We start from the raw sequence: 22,999 nt of genomic DNA on the forward strand, positions 1-22,999 counted from the left end.
CTGCCCTGCTGCATTTTCTTTTCCCTTGCCCTACACTGCCAACCACCTTGAAAAACCGCAGGAGACAGTAAACATGACCCCGACCCCCAACAAGACCGCGCTCGGCCATATCCGCGTGCTGGACCTGACCCGCGTGCTGGCCGGTCCGTGGTGTGCCCAGAACCTGGCCGACCTCGGCGCGGACGTCATCAAGGTCGAGCGCCCCGGCGCCGGCGACGATACCCGGTCCTGGGGACCGCCCTACCTGAAGGATCAGGAAGGCCAGGACACCACCGAAGCCGCCTATTACCTCGCCGCCAACCGCGGCAAGCGCTCGATCACGCTGGATATTTCCAGTGCGGAAGGCCAGCAGATCGTGCGCGAACTGGTGCGGCATTGCGACGTGGTGCTGGAAAACTACAAGGTCGGGCAACTGAAGAAATACGGCCTGGACTATGACTCCCTGCGCGCGGTGAAGCCCGACCTGATCTTTTGCTCCGTGACCGGCTTCGGCCAGGACGGTCCTTATTCGCACCGGCCGGGCTATGACTTCATCATCCAGGGCATGGGCGGCTTCATGTCCATCACCGGCGAGCGCGACGACCTGCCCGGCGGCGGTCCGCAAAAGGCCGGCGTGGCGATCTCCGACCTGATGACCGGGATGTACGCCACCATTGCGGTAATGGCCGCCCTTACCCACCGCGACCGCACCGGCGAAGGCCAGGCGATCGACATGGCGCTGCTGGACGTGCAGGTGGCGATGATGGCCAACATGGCGACCAATTTCCTCTCTAGCGGCAATCCTCCGGTGCGCTGGGGCAATGCCCATCCGAACATCGTGCCCTACCAGACCTTCGCCACTGCCGACGGCCACATCATCGTTGCGGTGGGCAATGACGGCCAGTACCGCAAGTTCGTCGCCGCCGGCGGCCGGCCGGATCTCGCCGAGGATACACGCTTTGCGACCAACCCCGAGCGGGTGCGCAACCGCGACCTGCTGGTGCCGCTCCTGGCCCACATGGTGAAGCAGAGGACCAAGCAGGAATGGATCGACCTGCTGGAACAGGCCGGCGTGCCGTGCGGCCCGATCAACCGGCTCGATGAAGTGTTCGACAATCCGCAGGTGCAGGCGCGCGGCATGAAGGTGGCGCTGCCGCATCCGACCGCCGGCCAGGTGAACCTGGTCAGGAGCCCGATGAAGATGTCGGCCACGCCGCCGCGGCATGACGCGCCGCCGCCGCTGCTGGGCCAGCATACCGGCGAAGTGCTGTCGGAACTGCTGGGCCATAGCGAGGAGGAGATCGCGGCGCTGCGGGCAAAGGGCGTGCTCTGAGCAGCCGTCGGTCGCCGCCTGCGGCAATTGGCGGCGCCGCTTGCGCATTTCGTCGCAATGCGCTCGTAGCGGGCGGCGGGTTTCCGGAGAATGGCTTCATCGCCACCCCTTTCCGGAGAGCCGCCATGACTGCCATGTCCTACACACCCATTATCCTGATCCACCTGGGCACCGCCTTGGCCGCAGTGGCGGTCGGCGCCGCCATGTTCCTGCAGAAAAAGGGAACGCCGCTGCACCGGCTTGCCGGCCGGCTCTGGATACTGCTGATGGCCGTGACCGCGCTGGTCTCCTTCGGCATCCGCAGCCATGGGCATTTTTCCTGGATACACCTGCTCTCCCTGCTCACGCTCTACGTCATCGGGCAGGCGGTATGGTCGATCCGCAGCCGCGACATTGCCCGCCATCGCCGCCTGGTCACCGGGGCCTATGCCGGCCTGGTGGTCGCCGGCGTGTTTACGCTGCTGCCGGGGCGCCGCCTGGGCGACCTGGTCTGGAATGCACTTCACCTGGTGTAACGCATGGACCATTCGCCAACGGCAAAAACCTGGGACACACGGCTTTCGGCACATCTGCTGATCGTCACGGCATTCAACCTGCTGTGCGCCCTCGTGATCACCCATGTGCTGCACCGCGGCGGCGGCTTTCTTGACAACCTGGTGTTTTCGCTGTGCATCGGCACCCTGGCCTGGCTGCTGATCGACGGCGGCCGCGTGCTGCTGTGGGGCGACGGCAAGCCGCCCGGCCTGCCTTTTTCCATCCTCGCCCTGCTATCGCTGCCTGCGGCGCAGATGGGCGGCAGCCTGCTGGCGGCGTGGCTGCTGGGCATGGCCGACCACCCGGTGCTGCCCACCCGCTCCGGCCACGCAGCCCAGATCCTGCTGTTTTCCGTGCTGGCCGGCCTGAGCGCCACCTGGTTTTTCTGGAACCGGGGCAAGGTCGCCTACCTGCTGGCGCAGGCCGAAGCCGAGAAGGCCCGCGCGGCCGGCATCGAGCGGCAGGCCATGCAGGCGCAGCTGCAACTGCTGCAGGCCCAGATCGAGCCGCACATGCTGTTCAACACCCTGGCCAACCTGCAGGGCCTGATAGCCATCGACCCGCCGCGCGCCCAACTCCTGCTGGACCAGCTGATCGAATACCTGCGCGCCACCCTGGGCAGTTCCCGCCTCGCCACCACCACGCTGGCCCAGGAATTCCGGCTGATGCAGGCCTACCTGGGCCTCATGTCGGTGCGCATGGGCCAGCGCCTGGCTTATGCGCTGGACCTGCCCGCCGAACTGGCCGGGGTGGAAGTCGCGCCGATGCTGCTGCAGCCGCTGGTCGAAAACGCGATACACCACGGGCTGGAGCCCCGCATGGAAGGCGGCCGGATCGATGTCGGCGCAGCCCGGCATGGGGATCTGCTGGTGCTGACCGTGCGCGATACCGGCATGGGCCTGGCAGCGCAGGCCGCGCCGGGCAACGGCCTGGCGCTACGCAATGTGCGCGAACGCCTGGCGGCGCTGTATGGCGACGCCGCCAGCCTGACCCTGACGCCGAACCTGCCACGGGGCGCGATTGCCGAAATAAGGATGCCGCTACGATGACTGCTGTGCGTGCCCTGATCGCGGAAGACGAACCCGTGCTGGCCCAGGCCCTGGCCCACACCCTGCAGAGGCTGTGGCCGGAACTGGCCATCGAAGCCATCGTGCAGAATGGGGTGCAGGCAGTGGAAAAGGCGCTGGCATTGCAGCCCGACCTGCTGTTTCTCGATATCCGGATGCCGGGCATGAGCGGCCTGCAGGCGGCCGAGGCGCTGGCCGAGGACTGGCCCGATGGCCGCGCCTTCCCGTTGGTCGTGTTCGTCACCGCCTATGACGACTATGCGCTGCAGGCCTTCGAGCAGGCGGCCGCCGACTATGTGCAGAAACCGGTATCGGACGCCCGCCTGGCCAAGACCGTGGCGCGGCTGCAGGCGCGCCTGGCCGCGCCAGCCGCGGGCGATGCGGCGCTGGAACAGGTGCTGCGGCAATTGCGCGCGCTGGCGCCGCCCACCGCCGCGCAGCCGGCCGCCCGGCTGACCGTGATCCGGGCGGCGGTGGGCAACCAGGTTCGCATGATCCCGGTGCCGGACGTAATCTATTTCGAGGCCACCGACAAGTATGTGAACGTGGTCACCGCCGACAGCCAGTCTTTAATTCGCCTGTCGCTGCGCGAGCTGCTGGACCAGCTCGACCCGGCGCAGTTTTGGCAGATCCATCGCGGCACAGTGGTCAATATCGGCCAGGTCACGGCGGCGGTGCGCGACGAGGCCGGCCGGCTGCGGCTGTCGCTGCGCGGCCGGACCGAAACCCTGGCGGTCAGCCGGGTCTTTGCGCATTTATTCCGGCAAATGTAGCGCATGGCCTGCTCTGCTATGATCGACCGCTCCTTCCTGCGCCGGAGCCAGCATGCTGAAAAACCTGGGTGTCATCGCGACCGTCTTCGTGGTCGGCCTGCCTGCGATCGTCCTGCTCGCCGGCCAGATGAACCTGCTGGCAGGCCGCCGCCCGGATGACCTGGGCGTACGCGACGGCCTGCTCAAGCCGCCGGTGGCCCGCTCCTGGAATTCCGTGTCCAGCCAGGCCGAACGCCATGAACACACCGACTACCATCTGATCGCGCCGCTGCGCTACAGCGGCGACGCCGGTGCCGCGTTCGCCCGCCTTGAACAGGTGGTCGCCGCCATGCCCGGCGCCACCGTGGTGGAGCGCCAGCCAGGCTACTTGTATGCGCAGTTCCAGACCCGGATGCTCAAATTTGTCGACGATGTCGAATTCCTGCTCGACGCGCCGGCCGGGGTGATCCACATGCGGTCCGCTTCCCGCCTGGGTCGCAAGGATTTTGGCGCCAACCGGCAGCGCCTGGAAACCGTCAGGCAGCGCTTCGACGCCGCAGCGCCACGCTGAAGCGCCCTCTTCCTGTCCGGGCTGGCACGGCCTGCTACGGTAAAATGCCGCCATCCACAATTTGCACGTCTTTCATCCGACTCCATGAGCAACGAACCAAAAAGCACTACCGCGGCCGCTGCGCCGTCGAATTTCCTGCGCGCCATCATCGAGCATGACAATGCCGCCGGCCACTATGCCGGCCGCAAGGACGTCCAGGGCCAGCCGCTGCCCGCGGTCGTCACCCGCTTTCCGCCCGAGCCGAACGGCTATCTGCACATCGGCCATGCAAAGTCGATCTGCCTGAACTTCGGCCTGGCGCGCGACTATGCCGGCCGCTGCCACCTGCGCTTCGACGACACCAACCCGGCCAAGGAAGAACAGGAATATGTCGACACCATCATCGACAGCGTGCGCTGGCTGGGCTTCGACTGGAAGCAGGAAGACGGCGAGCACCTGTACTACGCCAGCGACTACTTCCCCATGCTCTACCGGATGGCTGAATACCTGATCACCGCCGGCCATGCCTATGTCGACAGCCAGAGCGCCGGGGAAATGGCCGCCAATCGCGGCAGCTTTTCCGAGCCGGGCAAGGATTCGCCCTTCCGCAACCGGCCGGCCGAGGAATCGCTGGACCTGTTCCGCCGCATGAAGGCCGGCGAGTTCAAGGATGGCGAGCATATCCTGCGCGCCAGGATAGACATGGCCTCGCCCAACATGAACATGCGCGATCCGGCGATCTACCGCATCCGCTATGCGCATCACCACCGTACCGGCGACGCCTGGTGCATCTACCCGATGTACGACTATGCGCACCCGATTTCGGACGCGCTGGAAAACATCACCCATTCGCTGTGCACCCTGGAATTCCAGGATCACCGGCCATTCTACGACTGGGTGCTGGAGCGCCTGGCCGAAGGCGGCTTCCTGCAGCGGCCGCTGCCGCACCAGTATGAATTCGCTCGTCTGAACCTGACTTATGCGATCACCAGCAAGCGCAAGCTGCTGCAACTAGTGGAAGAAAAGATCGTCGACGGCTGGGACGATCCGCGCATGCCCACCATCGTCGGCATCCGCCGCCGCGGCTACACGCCGGAGGCGGTGCAGCTGTTCTGCGAGCGCATCGGCGTGGCCAAGGCCGACAGCTGGATCGACATGAGCATCCTGGAAGGCGCGCTGCGCGACGACCTCGATCCCAAGGCGCCGCGGGCAACGGCGGTGCTCAATCCGCTCAGGCTCGTCATCGACAACTTCCCCGAAGGCGAGACCGTGGAATGCAGCGCCCCGGTGCATCCGCACGACCCGTCGCGCGGCGTGCGCACTTTTCCGATCAGCAGGGAACTGTGGATCGAGGCCGACGACTTCATGGAAACGCCCAGCAAGGGCTTCTTCCGGCTCTACCCCGGCAACAAGGTCAGGCTGCGCTATGGCTATGTGGTCGAATGCACCGGCTGCGACAAGGACGCCGAGGGCAATGTCATCGCGGTGCATTGCAATTACTATCCGGACAGCAAGAGCGGCACCGAGGGTTCGGCCAACTACAAGGTCAAGGGCAATATCCACTGGGTCAGCGTCGAGCATGCGCTGCAGGCCGAGGTGCGGCTCTATGACCGCCTGTTCTCCGAGCCGCAGCCGGACGCCGGCGGCAGGGACTTCAAGCAGGCGCTCAATCCGCAGGCCAAGACCGTGGTCAGCGCCTATCTGGAGCCAGGCCTGGCAGGCGCGCTGCCGGAACAGCGCTTCCAGTTTGAACGCCACGGCTATTTCGTGGCCGACCGGGTGGACTCGCAGCCAGGCAAGCCGGTGTTCAACCGGATCACCACCCTGAAGGACAGCTGGGGCGGCAAGGGCGCCTGACGATGCGCCCGGGATGCTTTCCGGGCGCATGGGCAGAAGGATGCCACCATCAACGCGAGACTGGCCGCGCCATGCGGCCAGCACGCGGAATCAGCTTGTTGCCTTGGGCAAGCTGCGGTGCGCATCGATCGAATGGATCACCAGCGTCAGCAACTCTGGGAAAACGGCAGCGGCAACCGCCTGCAGGCCCTGCAGGGAATCGGCCAACAAGACATCGCGCACGGCTTTTAGCGCAATCCGGTCTTTCCTTGACATGCCGGCCGCCAGCACCAGGCTGGAGAAGATGGTCTTGTCGAGCTTCTGCAGGTCCACGCCTTTCCAGTAGGGCAGCATCTTGTTCACTACTGCCCGGCCCTCGGCGGGCAACGGGCTGCCCAGCTTGCCTTGCAACGCATCCCATTTGCCGGGAATGGCATTGTCCCCTCGCGCGGCAAAGAAGGCGTCCAGCGTCGCATTGATGTCATTGTGTTTTTTCATCTGGTTCTTCAAGGCTGAAACCGGTTGCTGTTGCAATGCTTTCAGTTCCATGCCCTCGGGTTGCGACCGACGCTGCGCCTTCTGCGCTTTTCTTTTTTCCTTGTATGCACGGTCAGGTTTCTCCGTGCCTTCCCTGGATCTTTCTTTCTCCGCATGCCTGTGCTTGCGGCCATGGTTCGCGTCCTCAAGCGGCGGCGCCTCATACTGCATGCTGTGACGCAGCCTGCGCTTTTCCTTGCCCGATTTTTTTACTGCATCTTCCGTGGGAGTGGTGGGATTGCTCGCGCTGATGCCATGGCCGGTTCTCCTTGTCAAATCCGCTTCATTCCCTGTCGCGCCTGATTGCTGCCTCGGCTGCAGCGGCCGGAACGGACTATAGTCCCGGGGCTGCCCGGTCGATGTGCATTCGGCCACCGTGACCGAATGTGCAAGCTGTTGCTTATGCTGTCCCTTTAATTCCATAACCAGAGCGGAAGACGTCCCTTCGGTAACGCTGCGCGGCAACGACCGGCTGGTGACCGGGCTTGTGGGCAAGTCCACGGCCGCATGCAACTTCTGCGATGAGGCACTACTGCCTGTCCTTGACGATGGTGCGGTTACGTGGCCGTCATCGCCTGTCTGAACAGTAGCGGCCGAGTAGCCCGTAATCGACGGAACCGATGTTTTCAGATTGGTGCGTTTATCCGCATTTCTGGGAGAAAGAGGAACAATATATTCATCATTGTCAGTCCTGGCGCGCAGCTTATTGGCAAGCTCAAAACACAGGTTTTTCGTTGTATCAGCCGCCCTGTAGTCCTCCAGATTGGCCCCTTTCGCACTCATGCACAGTTCGATCAGCAGAGGCACTTCAGGTCCGATATAGTCGGCGAGCTGCTGAGAACGTTTTGCGATGATGACGCGTGCCTTCTGCAGATGCTGCATGTCATTCTCGCTCAGCACGGAACCGAGCGAATACGCCCTATCCCTGAAAAGTTCAATATCGATTTCGCCATGCTGGAAATCGGGAAGTTTTGCGAGCATCTGCCGTGCAAAGGTCAAGGCGTTTTTATACTGCATGATCTGCCCGGAAGGAGCGTCTCTTTCATCTGTCGCGACTGCGATCTCCTGCACCTTTTGCTCGTTTCCCATCCAGCGCCTTACGATGCTGCTCGCCTTCTGGATACAGGCCTGCTCGGCCTTCATGAGCGCCGCTACCGGTCCCAGCAGAGCCCCGGCTGTCGCCCTGGCGGCATCCGACTTCAAAAAGCTCTCAATCTGCGCACTTGCGTGTTCAGCCTCTTTCGTACCTGTCTGCCGCTGATACATTTCCTTTAAATGAAACGCCCATGCCTTGCGTTGCTCTTCATTGAGAGACTCCGGCTTTTCACGGGTCTTGAGCACAGGTGCCGAGTAAGGATGCTTGATTTTCAAGCCCCGGTCCGGGCGTTGCGATGACAGGAACTGATATAGCGCCCCCGCGCTGAGCGGGGAAGCAAGCGACATCTCCTTTGAAGGCGAACTCTTATCCATAAAACAGTCTCCAAGATTGAAAAGGCCAGCTAAGTGCCCGCAGTCTTCACCTCGGTTCCTTCAACGAAGGTCCTTGCTTCAATCACCAGTTTTATGCGGCAATCGAACATCTGTAATTAGCTGACCCTTTGCATGATCGACACCGCGAGCGTCTCTGCGCGGGCACAAACTTGCGGCCCGCCCCGCATGCATCGCCAGGGCCAGGCCACCTTACAATACGGTCCGCGCAACGCAGTCAATCTAGCGCCGACGCGCCGTTAGCGGCAATCGCATCGGCGATTTCTTCAAGGGAGGGATTTGCGGGCAGCGTCAGCGCTTCATATTGAAAACCGAACGTCGACTCCATATCCAGCATCAGGTCCACCAGATGCAGTGAATCGATGCCAAGGTCGCGCATCCGCGATGCCGGACCGGACGCATTCACATCAATGCCGAAGCGTTCCTGCAGGATGCATTTAATTTTATCGATCATATGTTCGTTCATGCTCATAAAGGTCTCCAATCAGGCAAGGCAGTGGATACAGCAACGTGGAAACGAAACCGGCCGATTGTGCTGTCATCGTTAATAACGCGCCCCCGAATACCCATTTCACCTCAGGCCGGGAGCCAATTATTAATGTGCAATGCGACCGCCGGCATGAGTAGGAAATGGCGCTGACTTGCACCATGCAGGCGCGAACCTTTCGCATGGAACTGCACAAATGTTGATGCCCGTTGAATCAGGTAGAGAAAAGATGCAGCCCAGATCGCACACCAAGCTGTCGGACCATGTTCGAACCCAAGCCCGACTGCGCGCCCGGCTGGGCGTGCCGGTTTGCCTGCTGATGCTGCTCGTCCTCTGGCACTGGGGCCCATCGTCGCCCAATATCGGGCCAGCCCAGATCGTTCCGGTGTTCGCCCTGCATCTGGTTTATAACCTTGGCCTGCTTCATGCAACGCGATCCGCGTCGCGCTGCGACCCACGCCATGTCGCCACGTTCACGGCGGTGATGGATCCGGTTCTTCTGTCGGCAGGCCTGATGCTGATGAATCAGATCGGCCAGATCTTTGCCTGCTTCTATCTGTTCACCATCCTGGGCTTTGGCTTTCGCATCGGCATAGTGGCGATGCATGTCTGTCAGCTGGCCTCGATCGTTGCGTTCAGCGTAATGGCTGTACTCAATCCGAGCTGGCATCCCCATCCGGTTGCCATCATCTCCATATTGCTGTTTCTTGCCATTGTCCCGCTCTATGCCAAGGCCTTGATCACCAGGCTGCACTCTGCCCGCCAGCATGCGGAATCGGAAAGCCTGGCCAAGACGCGCCTCCTGGCCACGGTCAGCCATGAGCTGCGCACGCCGCTGACCGGCATCGTCTCGTGCGCCCAATTGATGCAGGAGGAAAGCGATGATCCGCAGGTTTGCAAGCGTGCCGATACCATGCTGACCCTGTCCGCCGAACTGCTGGCCCAGATCAACGATTTGCTCGACTCGGCGAAATACGGCGCCGACACGCTGCGGCTGGCGCATCAGCCATTTTCCATGGCCGACGTTGCGGCGCATTTGCGTTGCACGCTAGGCCCGATTGCGCTTGCCAAAGCGATTTCGCTGCACATCACGGTCGATGAACGCATTCCTGCCCTGTTCATTGGCGATATGCCCATGCTCTGCCGGGCGCTGATGAACATCGGGGGCAATGCCGTCAAATTCACCGACGAGGGTGAGGTCAAGATCAAGTTCACCCTTCTTGGCTACCGCCCTGGCGCCTGCAACATCATGTGCAGTTGTGAGGACACCGGTATAGGTATCGATACAGCAATGCATCAAAAGATTTTCGAACCTTTTTTCCAGGCCTCCGGTGGCGCGAACCGGAAACACGGCGGGACCGGACTGGGCATGAGCATTGCCCGCGATATCGTCAGCCGCATGGGTGGCGAGATCCACGTCAGCAGCATGCCCGGCCGCGGCAGCGTATTCGAGTTCGCGATCTGGCTGGACACGGCAAACACGGCCGAAACCAGCGCCCCCAGGTCCGGCCCGGCAGGCATCGTCCGCAACAAATGCATACTGCTGGCGGATGACAATGCCACCAACCTGATGCTGACCTGCGCGCTTCTGGAGCGTGACGGCCACCATGTGATCACTGCTTCAAGCGGGCAGGAGGCGGTCCGCCTGCTGGCCAGGACGAAAATCGATCTGGCCTTCCTCGACTTCAACATGGGCGATATCGATGGCGCCGCTGCGCTTCAGATCTATCGTTTCGGCAAGCTGACCCCTGCGCCCGCCTATATCCTGACGGCTGACAATACCAGTGCCACCACCAGAAGGCTGATTGACTGCGGCGCAGCGGGGGTACTGCACAAGCCGATCAGCCTCGAAGCACTCCGCCATGCTGTGAGCCAGCAGTTTCCCGCGGATGCCGCGGGCGCAAGCACCTCGCAGGCAAGCCAGACAGGCTGGCTCGACAATACGGTCATCGCCAACCTGAAGGAATTGGACAGCAATGACGATTTCGTAGCCAGAGTCGTCAATACCGCGCTGGCGGATATCCGCTCGCTGTCGAATGACCTGAGCGCCGCCTTGAAGAAGCAGGATTTGCCATCGGTGCTCGACAAGGCCCATGCGATCAAGGGCATTGCCGTCAGCGTCGGCGCAGTGCGCCTTGCCGCGCTTGCCGCACGCTTGAGCCAGATGGAGCAGCCAGGCATTGAACGGGACCGCCTGGCGCTCATTGCTGAAATTGCCGAGGTCACCAGGCAGAGCATGCAGGCGCTGCGCGGCGTGGTTCAGTCTGCCGCCAACTGAAGCAGCGGCGCCGCGGCTTGCCGGCATGGCGCCTCGGTACCGTACTGCATGTGAATCAGCATATCCATCACGCGCAGTTCGGATGGCGTCAGTGCGAGGGCAAGGTCAACCCAGTCATCCACCACCTGCAGCAACTCCGCCAGATCGAGCGGAGACATTCGTTCCATTGCCCGCCGCACCGACAGCCGGGCGGCTCGCTGCCTGACATGGCGGGCAATATAGCGTTCCACTGCGGCCACGCCATCACCCTGCGCACAGACCTCGTCGACCAAGCCCATTTGATGCAGCTCCGGCGCGCTGTACACCTTACCCGATGTCATCATCCGCTGCGCCTGGCAAACAGGAACGCGGCGCAGCAACAGGCTCATCGCTCCGGTGCAGGGAAAGAGTCCGAACATAATTTCGGGAAAGCCAAAGCTGCTCTGCTCTTCGGCGATCAGGTAATCGGCCGCCAGCGCCGCCTCGAAACCGCCGCCCAGCGCCCGCCCCTGAACCAGGGAAACCGTGGTCAGTTCGGGATTGGCGCGCGCTCCCCATGCATGCATGACTTCAAGGCAGAGCCGGGAATAGTTGCGCAATCCATCGCGATCGCCGCTCGTGATGCAGGACCGGAACAGGCGCAGATCGCCGCCCAGGCTGAAATACTCGGGATGCGCAGAAAGCATGACGGCATAGTTGACCGCTTCAAGGCCGCCGCCGTCCCAGTGTGACGCGCCAGCCTGCAAAGCCTGGCCAACCGCCCGCAAGTCGTGCAGCAGGGGCAAGGAAAAATGGCGCCCCGCTTCCGGCCCGCTGTTCATGCTGACCCACAGTGTATTGGCGGCTTTGGTGTCGAATCGAAAATCGACATGAGGATGCGCGATCTGATCCAGCGGTGGAAATTTGAAGTCGAATGCACCCATATTGTTCACTCCCTTTATGTCATGTTAAGTACCCGACGCATTCGCGGACCGATTGGGTTCTTCCGGGTACCTGGAAAAAACCAGCGCGACGTTCGTCCCGCCAAATCCGCATGAAAGTGACATTGCTCTATTGATCGCGTGGCCGTGTAAAGATTTGTTAGTGAGATGGTTCAAGGCGCAGGCCGGATCAGGCTGGTCAAGAAACGCCGTGGCAGGCAGGATGCCCTCCGTAATGGCCAGCAAGGCAACCACGCTTTCCATTGCGCTGGCGGCCCCCAGCAGATGGCCATGCAGCGCCTTGGTCGAACTGACGGGCACCGACGCGCTGCCCGCACCAAACACCGACCGGATGGCACTGGCCTCGACGACATCGCCTCCCCTGGTACCGGTGGCGTGCGCATTCAGATAATCCACCTGCGACGGCTCCAGCCCCGCATCCGACAGCGCCTGACGCAGGGCCGCCTCCTGGCCTGTCGCATGTGGCACGGCCATATGATGACAATCGGACGCTATGCCATAGCCCTGCAGCCAAGCCAGGCAGCGCACGCCGCGCCGCCTGGCGTGCGTTGCCGACTCGAGCACGAGAAAGGCGGCACCCTCACCCAGCACCAGGCCGCTGCGCACGCTGCTGAACGGTTTGCAGGATTGCGCCACGTCGACAGCGTCCATCGGTGCCAATGCGCGCATGCCTTCGAAGCCACCCAGTATCGCAGCGCTCAATGGCGCCTCGGCGCCGCCGGCCAGCGCGATATCGATATGGCCGTCGCGGATCGCCCGCGCCGCTTCGCCGATGGCCGCCCCGGATGCGGCACAGGCGCTGCCATGGGTATGCACCGGCCCGGCAATGCCATGGCGTATCGACAGATACGCCGCGCCGCCGTTGTGCATGATGGCGATGATCGAAAACGGGTTGGTTGCCTGTTGCCCGTTGCAGAGTAATTGCCTGTAGTCGGCCTGAGCCCGGCTACTGCCGCCGTTGACGTTGCCGTAATAGAGGCCAGCCCGCGCGCCCAGGGCATCGAGCCGCTCCAGGCCGGCATCGGCCAGCGCATTCCGGCCGGCCAGGGCGGCGAGTTGCTGGCAGCGGTCCAGATACACCGCGTCGAGCCGCGAAAAGAATGGATCGGTCTCAAGATCAACCACACCCGCAGGATAGGCGCGTTGCAGCGGGGGCGCCTCTATCCGCCGGATCCCCGACTGCAGGGTTTTCAAAGACTCGGCCACTTCCGCCACCGTAACGCCAATCGGGCACAGGATGCCGATACCCGTGACCGCAACCATTTCCTTGTCTGTCATCGCATTCATCCTTCCATCAGGCAGATAAGAGACGCCGACAGCGGCGCCATTGCCGGATGCTGAGCAAGCGGCGGGAAACGGTCAATGAGTTTGACCAGACGCGGGCGGACACTGCACCTGGCAGATGACTAAAGCACGATGACCGGGCAGCGGCGCGTCATTTCGTTGCATCCGCTCCACAGCGGCAGCCGGCCCGGCACTCAGGCGGCAAGCGCCGCGGACGCCCTGGCGCGAAATGCCCTGGGGGACAAGCCGGTGCGCCGCTTGAAAAACCGGGTGAAATAGGCCGGATCGGCAAAGCCAAGCGCGTAGGACACCTGGCTTACCGACATCGAGGTGTAGACCAGATTGCGCCTGGCTTCCAGCACCAGGCGTTCATGCACCAGTTCCAGCGCCGACTGGCCGGCCGTCTTGCGGCACAGGGCATTCAGGTGCGCCGCCGTGATGCCAAGCCGGCCGGCATACCAGGCCACCGGATGCTGCCGGGCATACGCCGTCTCGATGAGTTTGCAGAATTCGGAGAAATGGCGGGCACCCCGGGTCGCCTGCAAAGCTTGCATGCCCGGTGGCGCTATCTGCCGCGCCAGCCAGGCGAGCAGCACGGCCAGCAATGACTCCAGGACCAGTTCGCGGTGCACTGCGACGCTGCGATACTCCCGGTCGATCGCGCTGAAATGCGCCTGCACGCCCGCTCCCTCCTCACTCGCCGGCAGCCTGTGCAGATGCGGCCGGCGCAGCGCCAGCAATGTCGCGCCGGCATCGCCGCCGCGGCGCTCCACCAGCGGATAGGCCAGGGTCAGCACATGTCCCTGCGCATTCTGCGCAAACCGGAAGCCGTGGATGCACATCTGCGGCACCAGCGCGACATGGCCGGCGCGCATGTCGAATTCGTCATCGTCGATCCGCATGCGCGCCTTCCCGGCTTTCAGGTACAGGATCTGGAACAGGCCATGATGCTGATGCGGCCGAATCTGCCAATTGTGCAAGACGCTGCGTTCGGCAATGGTCTCGCAGTGCACCATGTCAGGCGTCAGCCAGTGCTCGTGCTCGCCATACAGCTGGAACACAGGCACCGATGCATCTTGTTGCAGGACGGAGTGCGAAGGCGGATGAGCCATGAAAGAAACCGCAATCTGCGAAAAGTACAAATTTTAGCGGCAAAAATCCATTCCGCCGACGCCCTGCCAGAGCGATGATGGCGGATGCTGCCCTGAGCAGCCATCCGAAGGAGACAACCATGAAAACGCAGGTCGCCATTATCGGCGCCGGTCCATCCGGCCTGCTGCTCGGGCACTTGTTGCATCTGCAGGGTATTGAAACCGTGATCCTGGAAGCGAAGTCGCCAGACTACGTACTCGGCCGGATACGCGCCGGCGTCCTGGAACAGGGCACCGTCGACCTGCTGCGCGAAGCCGGCGTGGCCGCGCGCATGGACCGCGAGGGACAGGTGCATGAAGGCGTGGCATTTTCCTTTGCAGGGCGGCAGGAAAGAATCGACCTGAAGGCCTTGAGCGGCGGCAAGACCGTGATGGTCTACGGGCAGACCGAAGTGACGCGCGACCTGATGGCAGCCAGGCGCGCCGCCGGCGGCGTGTCGATCTATGAAGCGCAGGATGTTGCGCTGCACGATTTTTATGCGGAAAGGCCGTACGTCACCTTCGTCAAGGACGGCCAGACCATCAAGCTGGACTGCGACTACATCGCCGGCTGCGATGGCTTCCATGGCGTCTCCCGGCGCAGCGCGCCTGCCGACAAGATACGCACATTCGAGCGCGTCTATCCCTTTGGCTGGCTCGGCGTCCTGTCACGCACGCCGCCGGTGGCACACGAACTGATCTATGCCAACCATGAACGCGGCTTTGCGCTATGCAGCATGCGCTCCGAACAGCTGAGCCGCTACTATGTGCAGTGCAGCCTCGAAGACAGGGTCGAAGACTGGTCCGACCAGCGTTTCTGGGATGAGCTCAAGGCGCGCCTGCCGCAGGCAACCGCCGCTGCGCTGGTCACCGGCCCGTCGATTGAAAAAAGCATTGCCCCGCTGCGCAGCTTCGTTGCCGAGCCGATGCAATTCGGCCGCCTGTTCCTGGTGGGCGACGCCGCCCACATCGTGCCGCCAACCGGGGCCAAGGGCCTCAACCTGGCTGCCAGCGATGTCCACGCGCTTTATCACATCCTGCGCAAGACGCTGCTGCACGGACGCACCGATCTGGTTGCGCAATATTCCGGGATCTGCCTGCGTCGCATCTGGAAAGCCGAGCGGTTTTCCTGGTGGATGACGTCGGTGCTGCATCGGTTTTCCGACGATGGCTTCAGCCAGCGCATGCAACTCGCCGAACTCGACTACTACACCGGTTCCGAAGCAGGCCGCACGACGATTGCGGAAAACTATGTCGGCTTGCCCTATGAACTGATCGAATGACATGGCTGCTGCCGCGCCGTTCGCTCCTTTTCCACAGACAGTTCTGGCCTACGTCGAATCGATGCGCGTAATGCAGATGCCGGCATCGAAGAAGCAATGCAAAATAGTGCGTTTAACGCACATAAGTTTACTTATCGAACTTCACAGCCAGAATCCTTCCGTTATTCTTGATGTGCCCGGCAAAATCGGCATTGTCTGTTGTGACACCACGCCGCGCGCTGGCATACAGGCTTCATGCAGAACATAAAATTTTTTGAGGAGACAAGATGACATTGCGTACCGTAGTGCGATCCGCCCTGACGCTGGGCCTGTTCGGCCTGGCATCCTTTGCCGCCCAGGCCCAGGAAACCATCAAGGTCGGCGTGATCGCCGCCTTTTCCGGCCCGTTCGCGGATTACGGCAAGCAGATGGAAGGCGGCATCAAGGCCTACATGAAGCAGCACGGCGACACCGTCGCCGGCAAGAAAATCGAACTGGTCATCAAGGACACGACCGGCCCTTCGCCTGAAATCGCCAAGCGCCTGGCCCAGGAACTGGTAGTGCGCGACAAGGTGGACATACTGGCCGGCTTTGGCCTGACACCGGAAGCGCTGGCGGTCGCGCCGATCGCCGAGCAGGCAAAAAAGCCGATGATCGTGATGAATGCGGCCACCTCCATCATCACCACCAAATCCAATTACATCGCGCGCGTCTCGATGACGCTGCCGCAGATATCCGGCCCGATGGCGACCTGGGCCGTGAAGAACAATATCAAGCGGGTGGTCACTCTGGTTGCCGACTATGGCCCCGGCATCGACGCTGAAACCGCGTTCAAGACCAATCTGCTAGGCGGCGGCGGCCAGGTAATCGAATCGATACGCGTACCGCTGCGCAATCCGGAATTCGCGCCCTTCGTCCAGCGCATCAAGGATGCCAAGCCGGAGGCGGTCTTTGTTTTCGTTCCCGCGGGCGAACAGGGCGTGGCATTCATGAAGAGCTACCGCGAGCGCGGGCTGGCCGAAGCCGGCATCAGGGTCATCGCCACCGGCGACCTGACCGATGACCATGTGCTGCCGGCCATGGGCGACGCCACCCTGGGCGTGATCACGTCCTTCCACTACTCGGCGGCCCACGACTCCCCGGAAAACAAGACCTTCCTGAAAAACTTCGCCGCGGCCAATCCCAACGGCGGCCGCCCCAACTTCATGGCGGTTGCCGCTTATGACGGCATGCATGCGATCTACGAGGTGGCGCGCAAGCTCGATGGCAAGATCGATGGCGACCGTGCCATGGCGGTATTGAAGGGCATGAAAATTCCGAGCCCGCGCGGTCCGCTGACGATCGACGCGCAAACCCGGGACGCAGTGCAAACCGTCTACATCCGCAAGGTGGAGAAGGTCAACGGCGAACTGTATAACGTCGAATTCGACAAGTTCGAGAACATGAAGGACACCGGCAAGTAAGCTGCCCGCCTCCCCGTATCGCCAGCCCGTGCTGGCAACTGCATCAAACGCCGCTGCCAGCAATCAGCGGCGTTTTTTTTGGCTTCGGCAAATGGCCTGCAGCCTGGAACAAATGGCCGACCCAGCCAACTCAGTCAGTTAATGCTTGCCGCGCCTCTATCCCCGGCGGCTTGCAGGACATCCCACCGAGCCAGGCCGTTGCGCCATCCACTCATGCCAAACCACATTGACGCTCTTCTCCGCATTGCCTGCACCCACGCCGAACATGGCCAATTCGATACGGCGGCATCCACACTCCACGCGCTGCTGACTGTCGAGCCCGACAATGCGGCGGCAATGCAACTGCTGGGCCTGGTACAGGCAAGGCAGGGCGACCTGCGCAACGCAGCCCGTACATTGCGCCAGGCATGCCTTGCCGCACCGGACCATGGCCCCCTGCATGTGCACCTGGCCCGGGTGGAATGGGAGCTTGGCTTGCCGGCACAGGCCGCCGCCGCCTATCAGCGCGCCATCGCACTGGGTTGCGCAACGCCCGACATGCTGATCGACTGCGCGATTGCTCTCGAAAAGCTGGAGCGGCATGCCCAGGCACTCGACTTTTGCCAGAGGGCGCTGGTGGAGGCTCCCACGCATGCACGGGGCTGGCAAACACAGGCGAATCTGCTGCATGCAATGAAGCGGCTGGACGAGGCGCTGGCTTGCCACGACCGGGCGCTCGAACTGATGCCGGATGCGGTCGCATGGTCAGGAAAAGCCCTGACCCTCGATGCCCTGGCCCGGCTTGAGGAAGCGCTCGCCTGTCACGACCAGGCAGCGGCATGCTGTCCGGACGACCCTTCCATGCTTACCCACCGTGGCATCACGCTGGGAAAAATGAAAAGACTCGAGGAGGCGGTCGCATGCCATGCGCGGGCAACCGAACTGGCTCCGCGCCACGCCACGGCCTGGAGCAATCTTGGCGCCGGCTTGTGCAAGCTCGAGCGGATGGATGCCGCCATCGCCGCGCATGACAAGGCGGTTTCGCTCGCGCCTTCCTCGGCCGCCATCTGGCTGCAACGGGCGGCGGCGCTGCTTGTCGCCCAGCGGCAGGCGGAAGCACTGGCCAGCTGCAATGCCGCCATCAGGCTCGATGCCCACAGCGCCGAAGCCTGGCGGCACCGCGCTCTCGCGCTTGAGTCCCAAAGTCGCTACGAGGACGCACTGGAAAGCGCAGAGGAAGCCTGCGCTCTCGATATCGGCTGCCTGGAAGCAAGCTACACGAAGGCTGGCCTGCTGTGCCTGCTCGACCGCGATGCGGAAGCCGTTGCATGGCTGGCGCATGTGTATCGGCACCATCCAGGGAATGAAACACTACGATTTGCATTGGGATGGGCGCAGTTGAGGAATGGCGACTATGCGAACGGCTGGATCAACTACCAGGCCTATCGCAGCCTCAGCACGGCTCCGTGTCTGGCGGATGAACGCATCCCCCTCTGGTCGGGCGCGGAAAGCCTCGCGGGAAAACATGTGCTGGTGCATGCGGAGCAAGGCTACGGCGATGTCATTCAATTCTGCCGGCTCATCCCCAGGCTGGCCTCCATGAACTGCGTTGTCTACTTTCTGGTATATCCCGCACTGAAGCAATTGCTGTCCTGCCTGGACGGCTGCCAGGTGTTGACACAGAGCGACCCGCTACCTGCCTGCGACTATCGGATACCGCTGATGGCATTGCCGCAGTTCTTTCTGCAGAGCGAGCAGGATATACCACGCAAGGTCCCCTACCTGCGGGCCAAGGGTGACATGCCATCCAGGCCCCACCCTGTCCTCAGGATAGGCATTGCCTGCTCAGGCAATCCCGAATACGGCAGCAATCCCCAGCGCTCGGCGCCGCTGGCTGCGTTCGAACGTCTGCAACGTCATGGCGACCTGTTCATCCTGCAGAATGCACTGGAACCGGCTGATGCGGCCTGGCTGAAATCCCATCCATCGGTGCGATACCCCACCGCCGGATTCACCGACTTCGCCGATACCGCCAACCTGCTGGGCGCCATGGACCTGGTGATCAGCGTCGATACCTCCATTGCGCACCTGGCCGGCGCCCTTGGCAAACCGCTCTGGATATTGCTGCCTTATGCCAGCGAATGGCGCTGGAAAAGCGGGAGAAACACCAGCAGCCAGTGGTATCCCACTGCTCGCCTGTTCCGTCAGGCCAGGCAGGGCAACTGGGAGGAACTCTTTTGTCGGCTTGATCAGGAACTGCCGCGTTTTTCAACGGATACGCTGTACCTGCAACGGGGCGCCGCATGACGGCCGCATCCGCCATGCGGGCGCTAAAAGAGGCGGAAAGGCTGTTCGCAGCAGGCGAGCTCGATGCAAGCCATGACTTGCTTGCCCAGGTCCACCACGCTGATCCCGCTTATCCCTATGCCTTGTACTTGCGGGCCATGATGATGGCCGCCGCCGGTCACCGCCAGCAAGGCTGCGCATTGCTGGAAGAAGCATGCCGTCTCCGCCCGAAAAGCCGTGACATGCAAGCACTGCGTGCGCGAATCTATGCCGACCTGGGACGCGCTGAAGATGCGCTCGACATTCTCTCCAAGCTGGCTGAAGCCGGCAATATGAACGCTGCAATGGCGCTCGATCGCGGCACCCTGGCGCGGCGGCTGGGAAAGTTCAAGCTTGCGATGGAATCCTATGATGCCGCGCTGTCATTGGATCCAGGCCTCACGCATGCATGGAGCGGCAAGGCCAATCTGCTGCACGAGCATGGCTACTATGCTGAAGCGCTACGCTGCCATGATGAAGCGCTCGCCAGGGAACCCGACAGCGTGGAGGTCATTTGCAACCGCACGGCCACACTGAACCGGCTCGGACGATTGGAAGAAGCGTTTGCAGAGAGCAATCGCGCATTGGAACTCGCGCCAAATGATGCTGGCGCATGGACGACGCGCGGATGCACGCTGGTACAGATGGAAGATGCCAAGCAAGCCATGCGCTGCTTTGAGCAAGCTCTCCACATCGACTCCGGGCACCGTCCTGCGCATGCCAATCGCGCCTCGACACTTGCAGCACTGGGAAAGCATCAGGAAGCGCTCAAACTTTTAGAAGAAGCGATGAAGCTTGCACAGGCTTATCCATCCGAGCTGGCGACACTGCGCGCCAAGGAGGGCATGCTGAGGCTGATGCTGGGCGACTGGAGAGGATGGGAAGGTTATGAGCACCGGTTGGTGCACGACACCTTGCCCGCAGTGCACGATCTGCTGGCGCCGCGGTGGACGGGAAAGGAAGCGCTTGCCGGAAAAACCATCCTGATCTGGAGCGAGCAGGGTTACGGCGACACGATACAGTTCTGCCGTTATGCTGCCTGTCTCGCCGAACGCGGTGCCACGGTCCTGCTCGAAGTGCCTGCTCCCTTGCTCAATTTGTGCAGGCAGTTACCGGTCGCAAGCATTCGTGTGCGCGGCGAGACGCTCCCACCGCATGATTTCCAGATTTCGATGATGAGCATGCCGCTGGCTCTCGGTCCTCGCACCGCCATTCCGCTTCCGCATGCTTATTTGCGGGCACCGGATGAAAAAGTACAGAGATGGACAGCCCGCCTTGCACCACGAGGCAGGCGACCGCGTGTCGGCATCGTCTGTTCCGGCTCGCCACACAACAACGGCAACGCCACTCGCTCCATGCCACTGGCAGCCTTCGCTCCATTGACCGAACATGCTGAACTCATTGTCCTGCAGCCGGAATTGACGCTGGAAGACAGCAGCACATTACAAAACATGTCAGGCATCATGAAGGCAGAAGTCGACATCAACGACTTCACCGACGTCGCCGGCCTGATCGCCAACACCGATCTGGTGCTATCCGTGGATACTGCGATCGCGCACCTGACCGGTGCGCTCGGCCACCCGCTTTGGGTACTGCTGCCCTGGCAAGCAGAATGGCGCTGGATGACGGGCCGGCATGATACGCCCTGGTACAACAGTGCCCGCCTGTATCGCCAATCAAGCCGCGGTTGCTGGGACTCGGTCATTGCGGCAGTGGCACAGGCGATGGCCGAGGAATTTTGCTGAGTTCGCAGCAACGGCGGCCGGGCGTGGACGCGCTTATCCAGCGCCTCCGCCCGATCCATGCAACGAACCATCAAGTAGACTTCTGCACCACGCTTTTCATCGTGTCTGAAAATTCCTTCAGCACCGAACTGAAGGTATTGGCGCTGATGGTATAGGCAGACATCTGGTATTGCAGGTCGAACAGGTCGCCAATGCCTACACTGGTGCCTTGCTTGATAGAATTCAGAGCTGTTCGCAAGACTGTCTCGGCAGACGCAATTCCATCCCTTGCCGTTCCTGCCACTTCGCCCAGAGTTATATACTGTGCCATATCAATCCTTCCTTACTTGCTGTTTTTTGATTTAACCGGCTGCCCGCTCACGGCGGGCACATTCAAGGTCTGCAATACCTGCACTGCGGCCGTGACCGCCTGCACCGCTCCCTGCAGTTCCACGTACCTGCTTCGGCTATTCATCTGCCTTAACTCTCCCTGCAAGCGCTGTTGCAACTCATGCAGGTCGCCGATGAGCTTTCGTCGGAGGCTGCCATCGCGATCCGCCAGCAGCTTTTCCTCCAGATCCAGCATCACAACAGGCGCTCTCATGGTCACCTCGCAATCCTGATGCGCTGCGTCCCCTCGAACACCACTTCACCCTCCTTGATGGACATCAGCGTGTGCCCATCCACATTCCCTCCCTGGTTCACATGTTCCCCATTCTCGGTAACGATAAAAGGTATGGCACCTCCCACGATGATTTGCACGCCCACTGGCGGCTTGGGAACGAACCGTGTAATCGTGGCCCTCACCGGCAACACGTTGCCGTAGTCCTTGCTGAATGCCAGGATCAACTCTTCCCAGCGCCGTATCTCGTCCAGGCTCAATTTGCCGGCCAGCCTGAGTTCATCGCCCTCACGTTTGACAAGCAGGCGCTCGGACAGGCCGGCCGCGGCAATCCTTTCTTTCAGCTTGCCGCGCAATTGCTCCGGAAGCAGAAGATTTGCCTTCACTTCCTGAACCCCCGGCACTCTTTCCTTGACCAGGGCGCGGATACTTTCCATGGCCTCGCCCGAGCTTGCCGCTCCTGACAGCACAACAACACCATGCGTGGCACTGTCAACTTTCAGATAGGCATTCAAGTCCTCTCCATCCAGCGTCGTTCTGGTATCCCGCAGGACATTCTCGTCCACAGCGACTTTCACTTCCACGGCAGGCGCCGCGGCCGCCATTGCATTGATCAGCCTCGTGTACTCCGAATTGGTCGCAACATAGCCATGCACTTGCCAGCCAGATCCCCGCTTTTGCAGCGTCAATGACGAACCGCCAAAGTCAGCGAGCGTCTTCACCGCTGCCGCAGGAGGCTGCTCGATATCTGCCTTGCTCTCAACCACGGCCGGCATTGCCTTCACCGCTTGCCTTGTTCCAATGCTGTACCAGCCCACAGCGCCAAGACCGCTGACGCCTGCGATAAGCAGGACAGCGAGCAGCCACCTGTGGAACTGCTTGGCCTCGCGCGGGAACACTTGCGTTACCGTCGCTTCCTTGACATCCTCCGATTTCGCATGAACGGCTTCCGGGTCGGACGAGGCATCCGTGGGTTCTTCTTCCTCCGGGGATCCTTCCGTCACTGCGCGCTGCGCGCGGCTAGCGGGCATGACCGACTCAGGCTCAGGCCAGGGCGCATCTGCATGATCCACCGTAATGATCACGCTGCCCAATTCGACTGGCAGGCCCAATACCAGTTCCTGCTCAGCCTCGATTTCATCGCCGTATGCATTACGCACGACGCCATCGCAAGGCGCCATCAGTACCGTCGCTCCATCGAAGCGGAGGATGGCATGGCGCTCAGCCACGTTTCGCCCGGCCAGCATCACCGTGCAGTCATCTCCGCTTCCAAGCAGATATTCGCCAGGCCCAAGCGTGAGGCAACTGTCCATCTGGGCGCCATACAGCACCCTGAGTTCTATCACGCTTTCCTGTTCGAACTCGCCATCGAACGCAAAGTCTGTATCACCTAATAGAGCGTTCAAGATATGCTTTCAAACAGATACCGCAAGTTACAATAGAAACGTC

The 22,999-nt window shown here is 61.9% G+C and carries 19 protein-coding genes; 11 read left to right on the top strand and 8 right to left on the bottom strand.

Annotated elements, in window-relative coordinates; all coding sequences use genetic code 11:
- The first annotated feature begins 73 nt into the window (after positions 1 to 73).
- From IGW04_RS08830 to IGW04_RS08855, 6 genes are all read left to right on the top strand, one after another.
- Positions 74 to 1,312 (top strand): CaiB/BaiF CoA transferase family protein, encoded by a 1,239-nt coding sequence (locus IGW04_RS08830; protein ID WP_194712701.1) that lies wholly within the window; start codon positions 74 to 76, stop codon positions 1,310 to 1,312.
- A gap of 125 nt (positions 1,313 to 1,437) precedes the next feature.
- Positions 1,438 to 1,827, top strand: a complete 390-nt coding sequence (locus IGW04_RS08835; protein WP_194712702.1) for a DUF2306 domain-containing protein — start codon at positions 1,438 to 1,440, stop codon at positions 1,825 to 1,827.
- A gap of 3 nt (positions 1,828 to 1,830) precedes the next feature.
- Entirely contained in the window at positions 1,831 to 2,895 is a 1,065-nt protein-coding gene (locus IGW04_RS08840; protein ID WP_194712703.1) for a sensor histidine kinase, read from the top strand.
- Positions 2,892 to 3,686 carry a LytR/AlgR family response regulator transcription factor gene (locus IGW04_RS08845; RefSeq protein ID WP_194712704.1) on the top strand — a complete coding sequence of 265 codons (795 nt, stop codon included), beginning with the start codon at positions 2,892 to 2,894 and terminating at the stop codon, positions 3,684 to 3,686. Before IGW04_RS08840 ends, IGW04_RS08845 begins: the two co-directional genes overlap by 4 nt.
- A gap of 52 nt (positions 3,687 to 3,738) precedes the next feature.
- Positions 3,739 to 4,236, top strand: coding sequence for a DUF1499 domain-containing protein (locus tag IGW04_RS08850; protein ID WP_194712705.1), 498 nt, complete (start codon positions 3,739 to 3,741; stop codon positions 4,234 to 4,236).
- Positions 4,237 to 4,320: 84 nt separating this feature from the next.
- Positions 4,321 to 6,072, top strand: a complete 1,752-nt coding sequence (locus IGW04_RS08855) for a glutamine--tRNA ligase/YqeY domain fusion protein (RefSeq protein WP_194712706.1) — start codon at positions 4,321 to 4,323, stop codon at positions 6,070 to 6,072.
- Between the two features lie 90 nt (positions 6,073 to 6,162).
- Here the strand turns inward: IGW04_RS08855 and IGW04_RS08860 are convergent, their stop codons facing one another.
- Both IGW04_RS08860 and IGW04_RS08865 read right to left on the bottom strand, forming a co-directional pair.
- Positions 6,163 to 7,959: a hypothetical protein gene (locus IGW04_RS08860; RefSeq protein WP_194712707.1), complete on the bottom strand. Its 1,797-nt coding sequence runs from the start codon at positions 7,957 to 7,959 to the stop codon at positions 6,163 to 6,165.
- A gap of 334 nt (positions 7,960 to 8,293) precedes the next feature.
- Positions 8,294 to 8,548, bottom strand: coding sequence for an acyl carrier protein (locus IGW04_RS08865; RefSeq protein ID WP_194712708.1), 255 nt, complete (start codon positions 8,546 to 8,548; stop codon positions 8,294 to 8,296).
- Between the two features lie 244 nt (positions 8,549 to 8,792).
- On the opposite strand from IGW04_RS08865, the gene IGW04_RS08870 reads away from it, so the two are divergent.
- Positions 8,793 to 10,841 (top strand): ATP-binding protein, encoded by a 2,049-nt coding sequence (locus IGW04_RS08870; protein WP_194712709.1) that lies wholly within the window; start codon positions 8,793 to 8,795, stop codon positions 10,839 to 10,841.
- On the opposite strand, the gene IGW04_RS08875 is transcribed toward IGW04_RS08870, so the two are convergent.
- From IGW04_RS08875 to IGW04_RS08885, 3 genes are all read right to left on the bottom strand, one after another.
- Positions 10,823 to 11,743 carry a crotonase/enoyl-CoA hydratase family protein gene (locus IGW04_RS08875; RefSeq protein ID WP_194712710.1) on the bottom strand — a complete coding sequence of 307 codons (921 nt, stop codon included), beginning with the start codon at positions 11,741 to 11,743 and terminating at the stop codon, positions 10,823 to 10,825. The two genes, IGW04_RS08870 and IGW04_RS08875, sit on opposite strands and share 19 nt — an antisense overlap.
- Positions 11,744 to 11,767: 24 nt before the next feature.
- Positions 11,768 to 13,039 (bottom strand): beta-ketoacyl-[acyl-carrier-protein] synthase family protein, encoded by a 1,272-nt coding sequence (locus tag IGW04_RS08880; RefSeq protein ID WP_194712711.1) that lies wholly within the window; start codon positions 13,037 to 13,039, stop codon positions 11,768 to 11,770.
- A gap of 200 nt (positions 13,040 to 13,239) precedes the next feature.
- A complete protein-coding gene (locus tag IGW04_RS08885) occupies positions 13,240 to 14,112 on the bottom strand; it encodes a helix-turn-helix domain-containing protein (RefSeq protein ID WP_323744835.1) in 873 nt (290 codons plus the stop codon).
- Between the two features lie 164 nt (positions 14,113 to 14,276).
- Here IGW04_RS08885 and pobA point away from each other — a divergent pair, with 164 nt between their 5' ends.
- The 4 genes from pobA to IGW04_RS08905 all read left to right on the top strand — a co-directional run bounded on the left by pobA (position 14,277) and on the right by IGW04_RS08905 (position 20,949).
- Positions 14,277 to 15,458 (top strand): 4-hydroxybenzoate 3-monooxygenase, encoded by a 1,182-nt coding sequence (pobA, locus tag IGW04_RS08890; RefSeq protein ID WP_194712713.1) that lies wholly within the window; start codon positions 14,277 to 14,279, stop codon positions 15,456 to 15,458.
- 266 nt (positions 15,459 to 15,724) lie between these two features.
- On the top strand, positions 15,725 to 16,900 hold the full coding sequence (locus tag IGW04_RS08895) for an ABC transporter substrate-binding protein (RefSeq protein WP_194712714.1): 1,176 nt from the start codon (positions 15,725 to 15,727) through the stop codon (positions 16,898 to 16,900).
- 213 nt (positions 16,901 to 17,113) lie between these two features.
- Positions 17,114 to 19,186, top strand: a complete 2,073-nt coding sequence (locus IGW04_RS08900; RefSeq protein ID WP_194712715.1) for a tetratricopeptide repeat protein — start codon at positions 17,114 to 17,116, stop codon at positions 19,184 to 19,186.
- Positions 19,183 to 20,949 (top strand): tetratricopeptide repeat protein, encoded by a 1,767-nt coding sequence (locus IGW04_RS08905; protein ID WP_194712716.1) that lies wholly within the window; start codon positions 19,183 to 19,185, stop codon positions 20,947 to 20,949. The genes IGW04_RS08900 and IGW04_RS08905 overlap by 4 nt, the downstream gene beginning before the upstream one ends.
- A 70-nt stretch (positions 20,950 to 21,019) precedes the next feature.
- Here IGW04_RS08905 and IGW04_RS08910 read toward each other — a convergent pair whose 3' ends face one another.
- The 3 genes from IGW04_RS08910 to sctD are packed head-to-tail and all read right to left on the bottom strand — an operon-like array spanning position 21,020 to position 22,956.
- Positions 21,020 to 21,259, bottom strand: a complete 240-nt coding sequence (locus tag IGW04_RS08910; RefSeq protein WP_194712717.1) for an EscF/YscF/HrpA family type III secretion system needle major subunit — start codon at positions 21,257 to 21,259, stop codon at positions 21,020 to 21,022.
- A 12-nt stretch (positions 21,260 to 21,271) separates the two neighbouring features.
- Positions 21,272 to 21,514 (bottom strand): hypothetical protein, encoded by a 243-nt coding sequence (locus IGW04_RS08915; protein WP_194712718.1) that lies wholly within the window; start codon positions 21,512 to 21,514, stop codon positions 21,272 to 21,274.
- 20 nt (positions 21,515 to 21,534) lie between these two features.
- Positions 21,535 to 22,956, bottom strand: a complete 1,422-nt coding sequence (gene sctD / locus IGW04_RS08920) for a type III secretion system inner membrane ring subunit SctD (protein WP_194712719.1) — start codon at positions 22,954 to 22,956, stop codon at positions 21,535 to 21,537.
- Between the last annotated feature and the right edge of the window lie 43 nt (positions 22,957 to 22,999).

It is taken from the genome of Noviherbaspirillum soli, from assembly GCF_015352955.1.
In the GTDB taxonomy this organism is placed as follows: Bacteria; Pseudomonadota; Gammaproteobacteria; order Burkholderiales; family Burkholderiaceae_D; genus Noviherbaspirillum_A; species Noviherbaspirillum_A soli.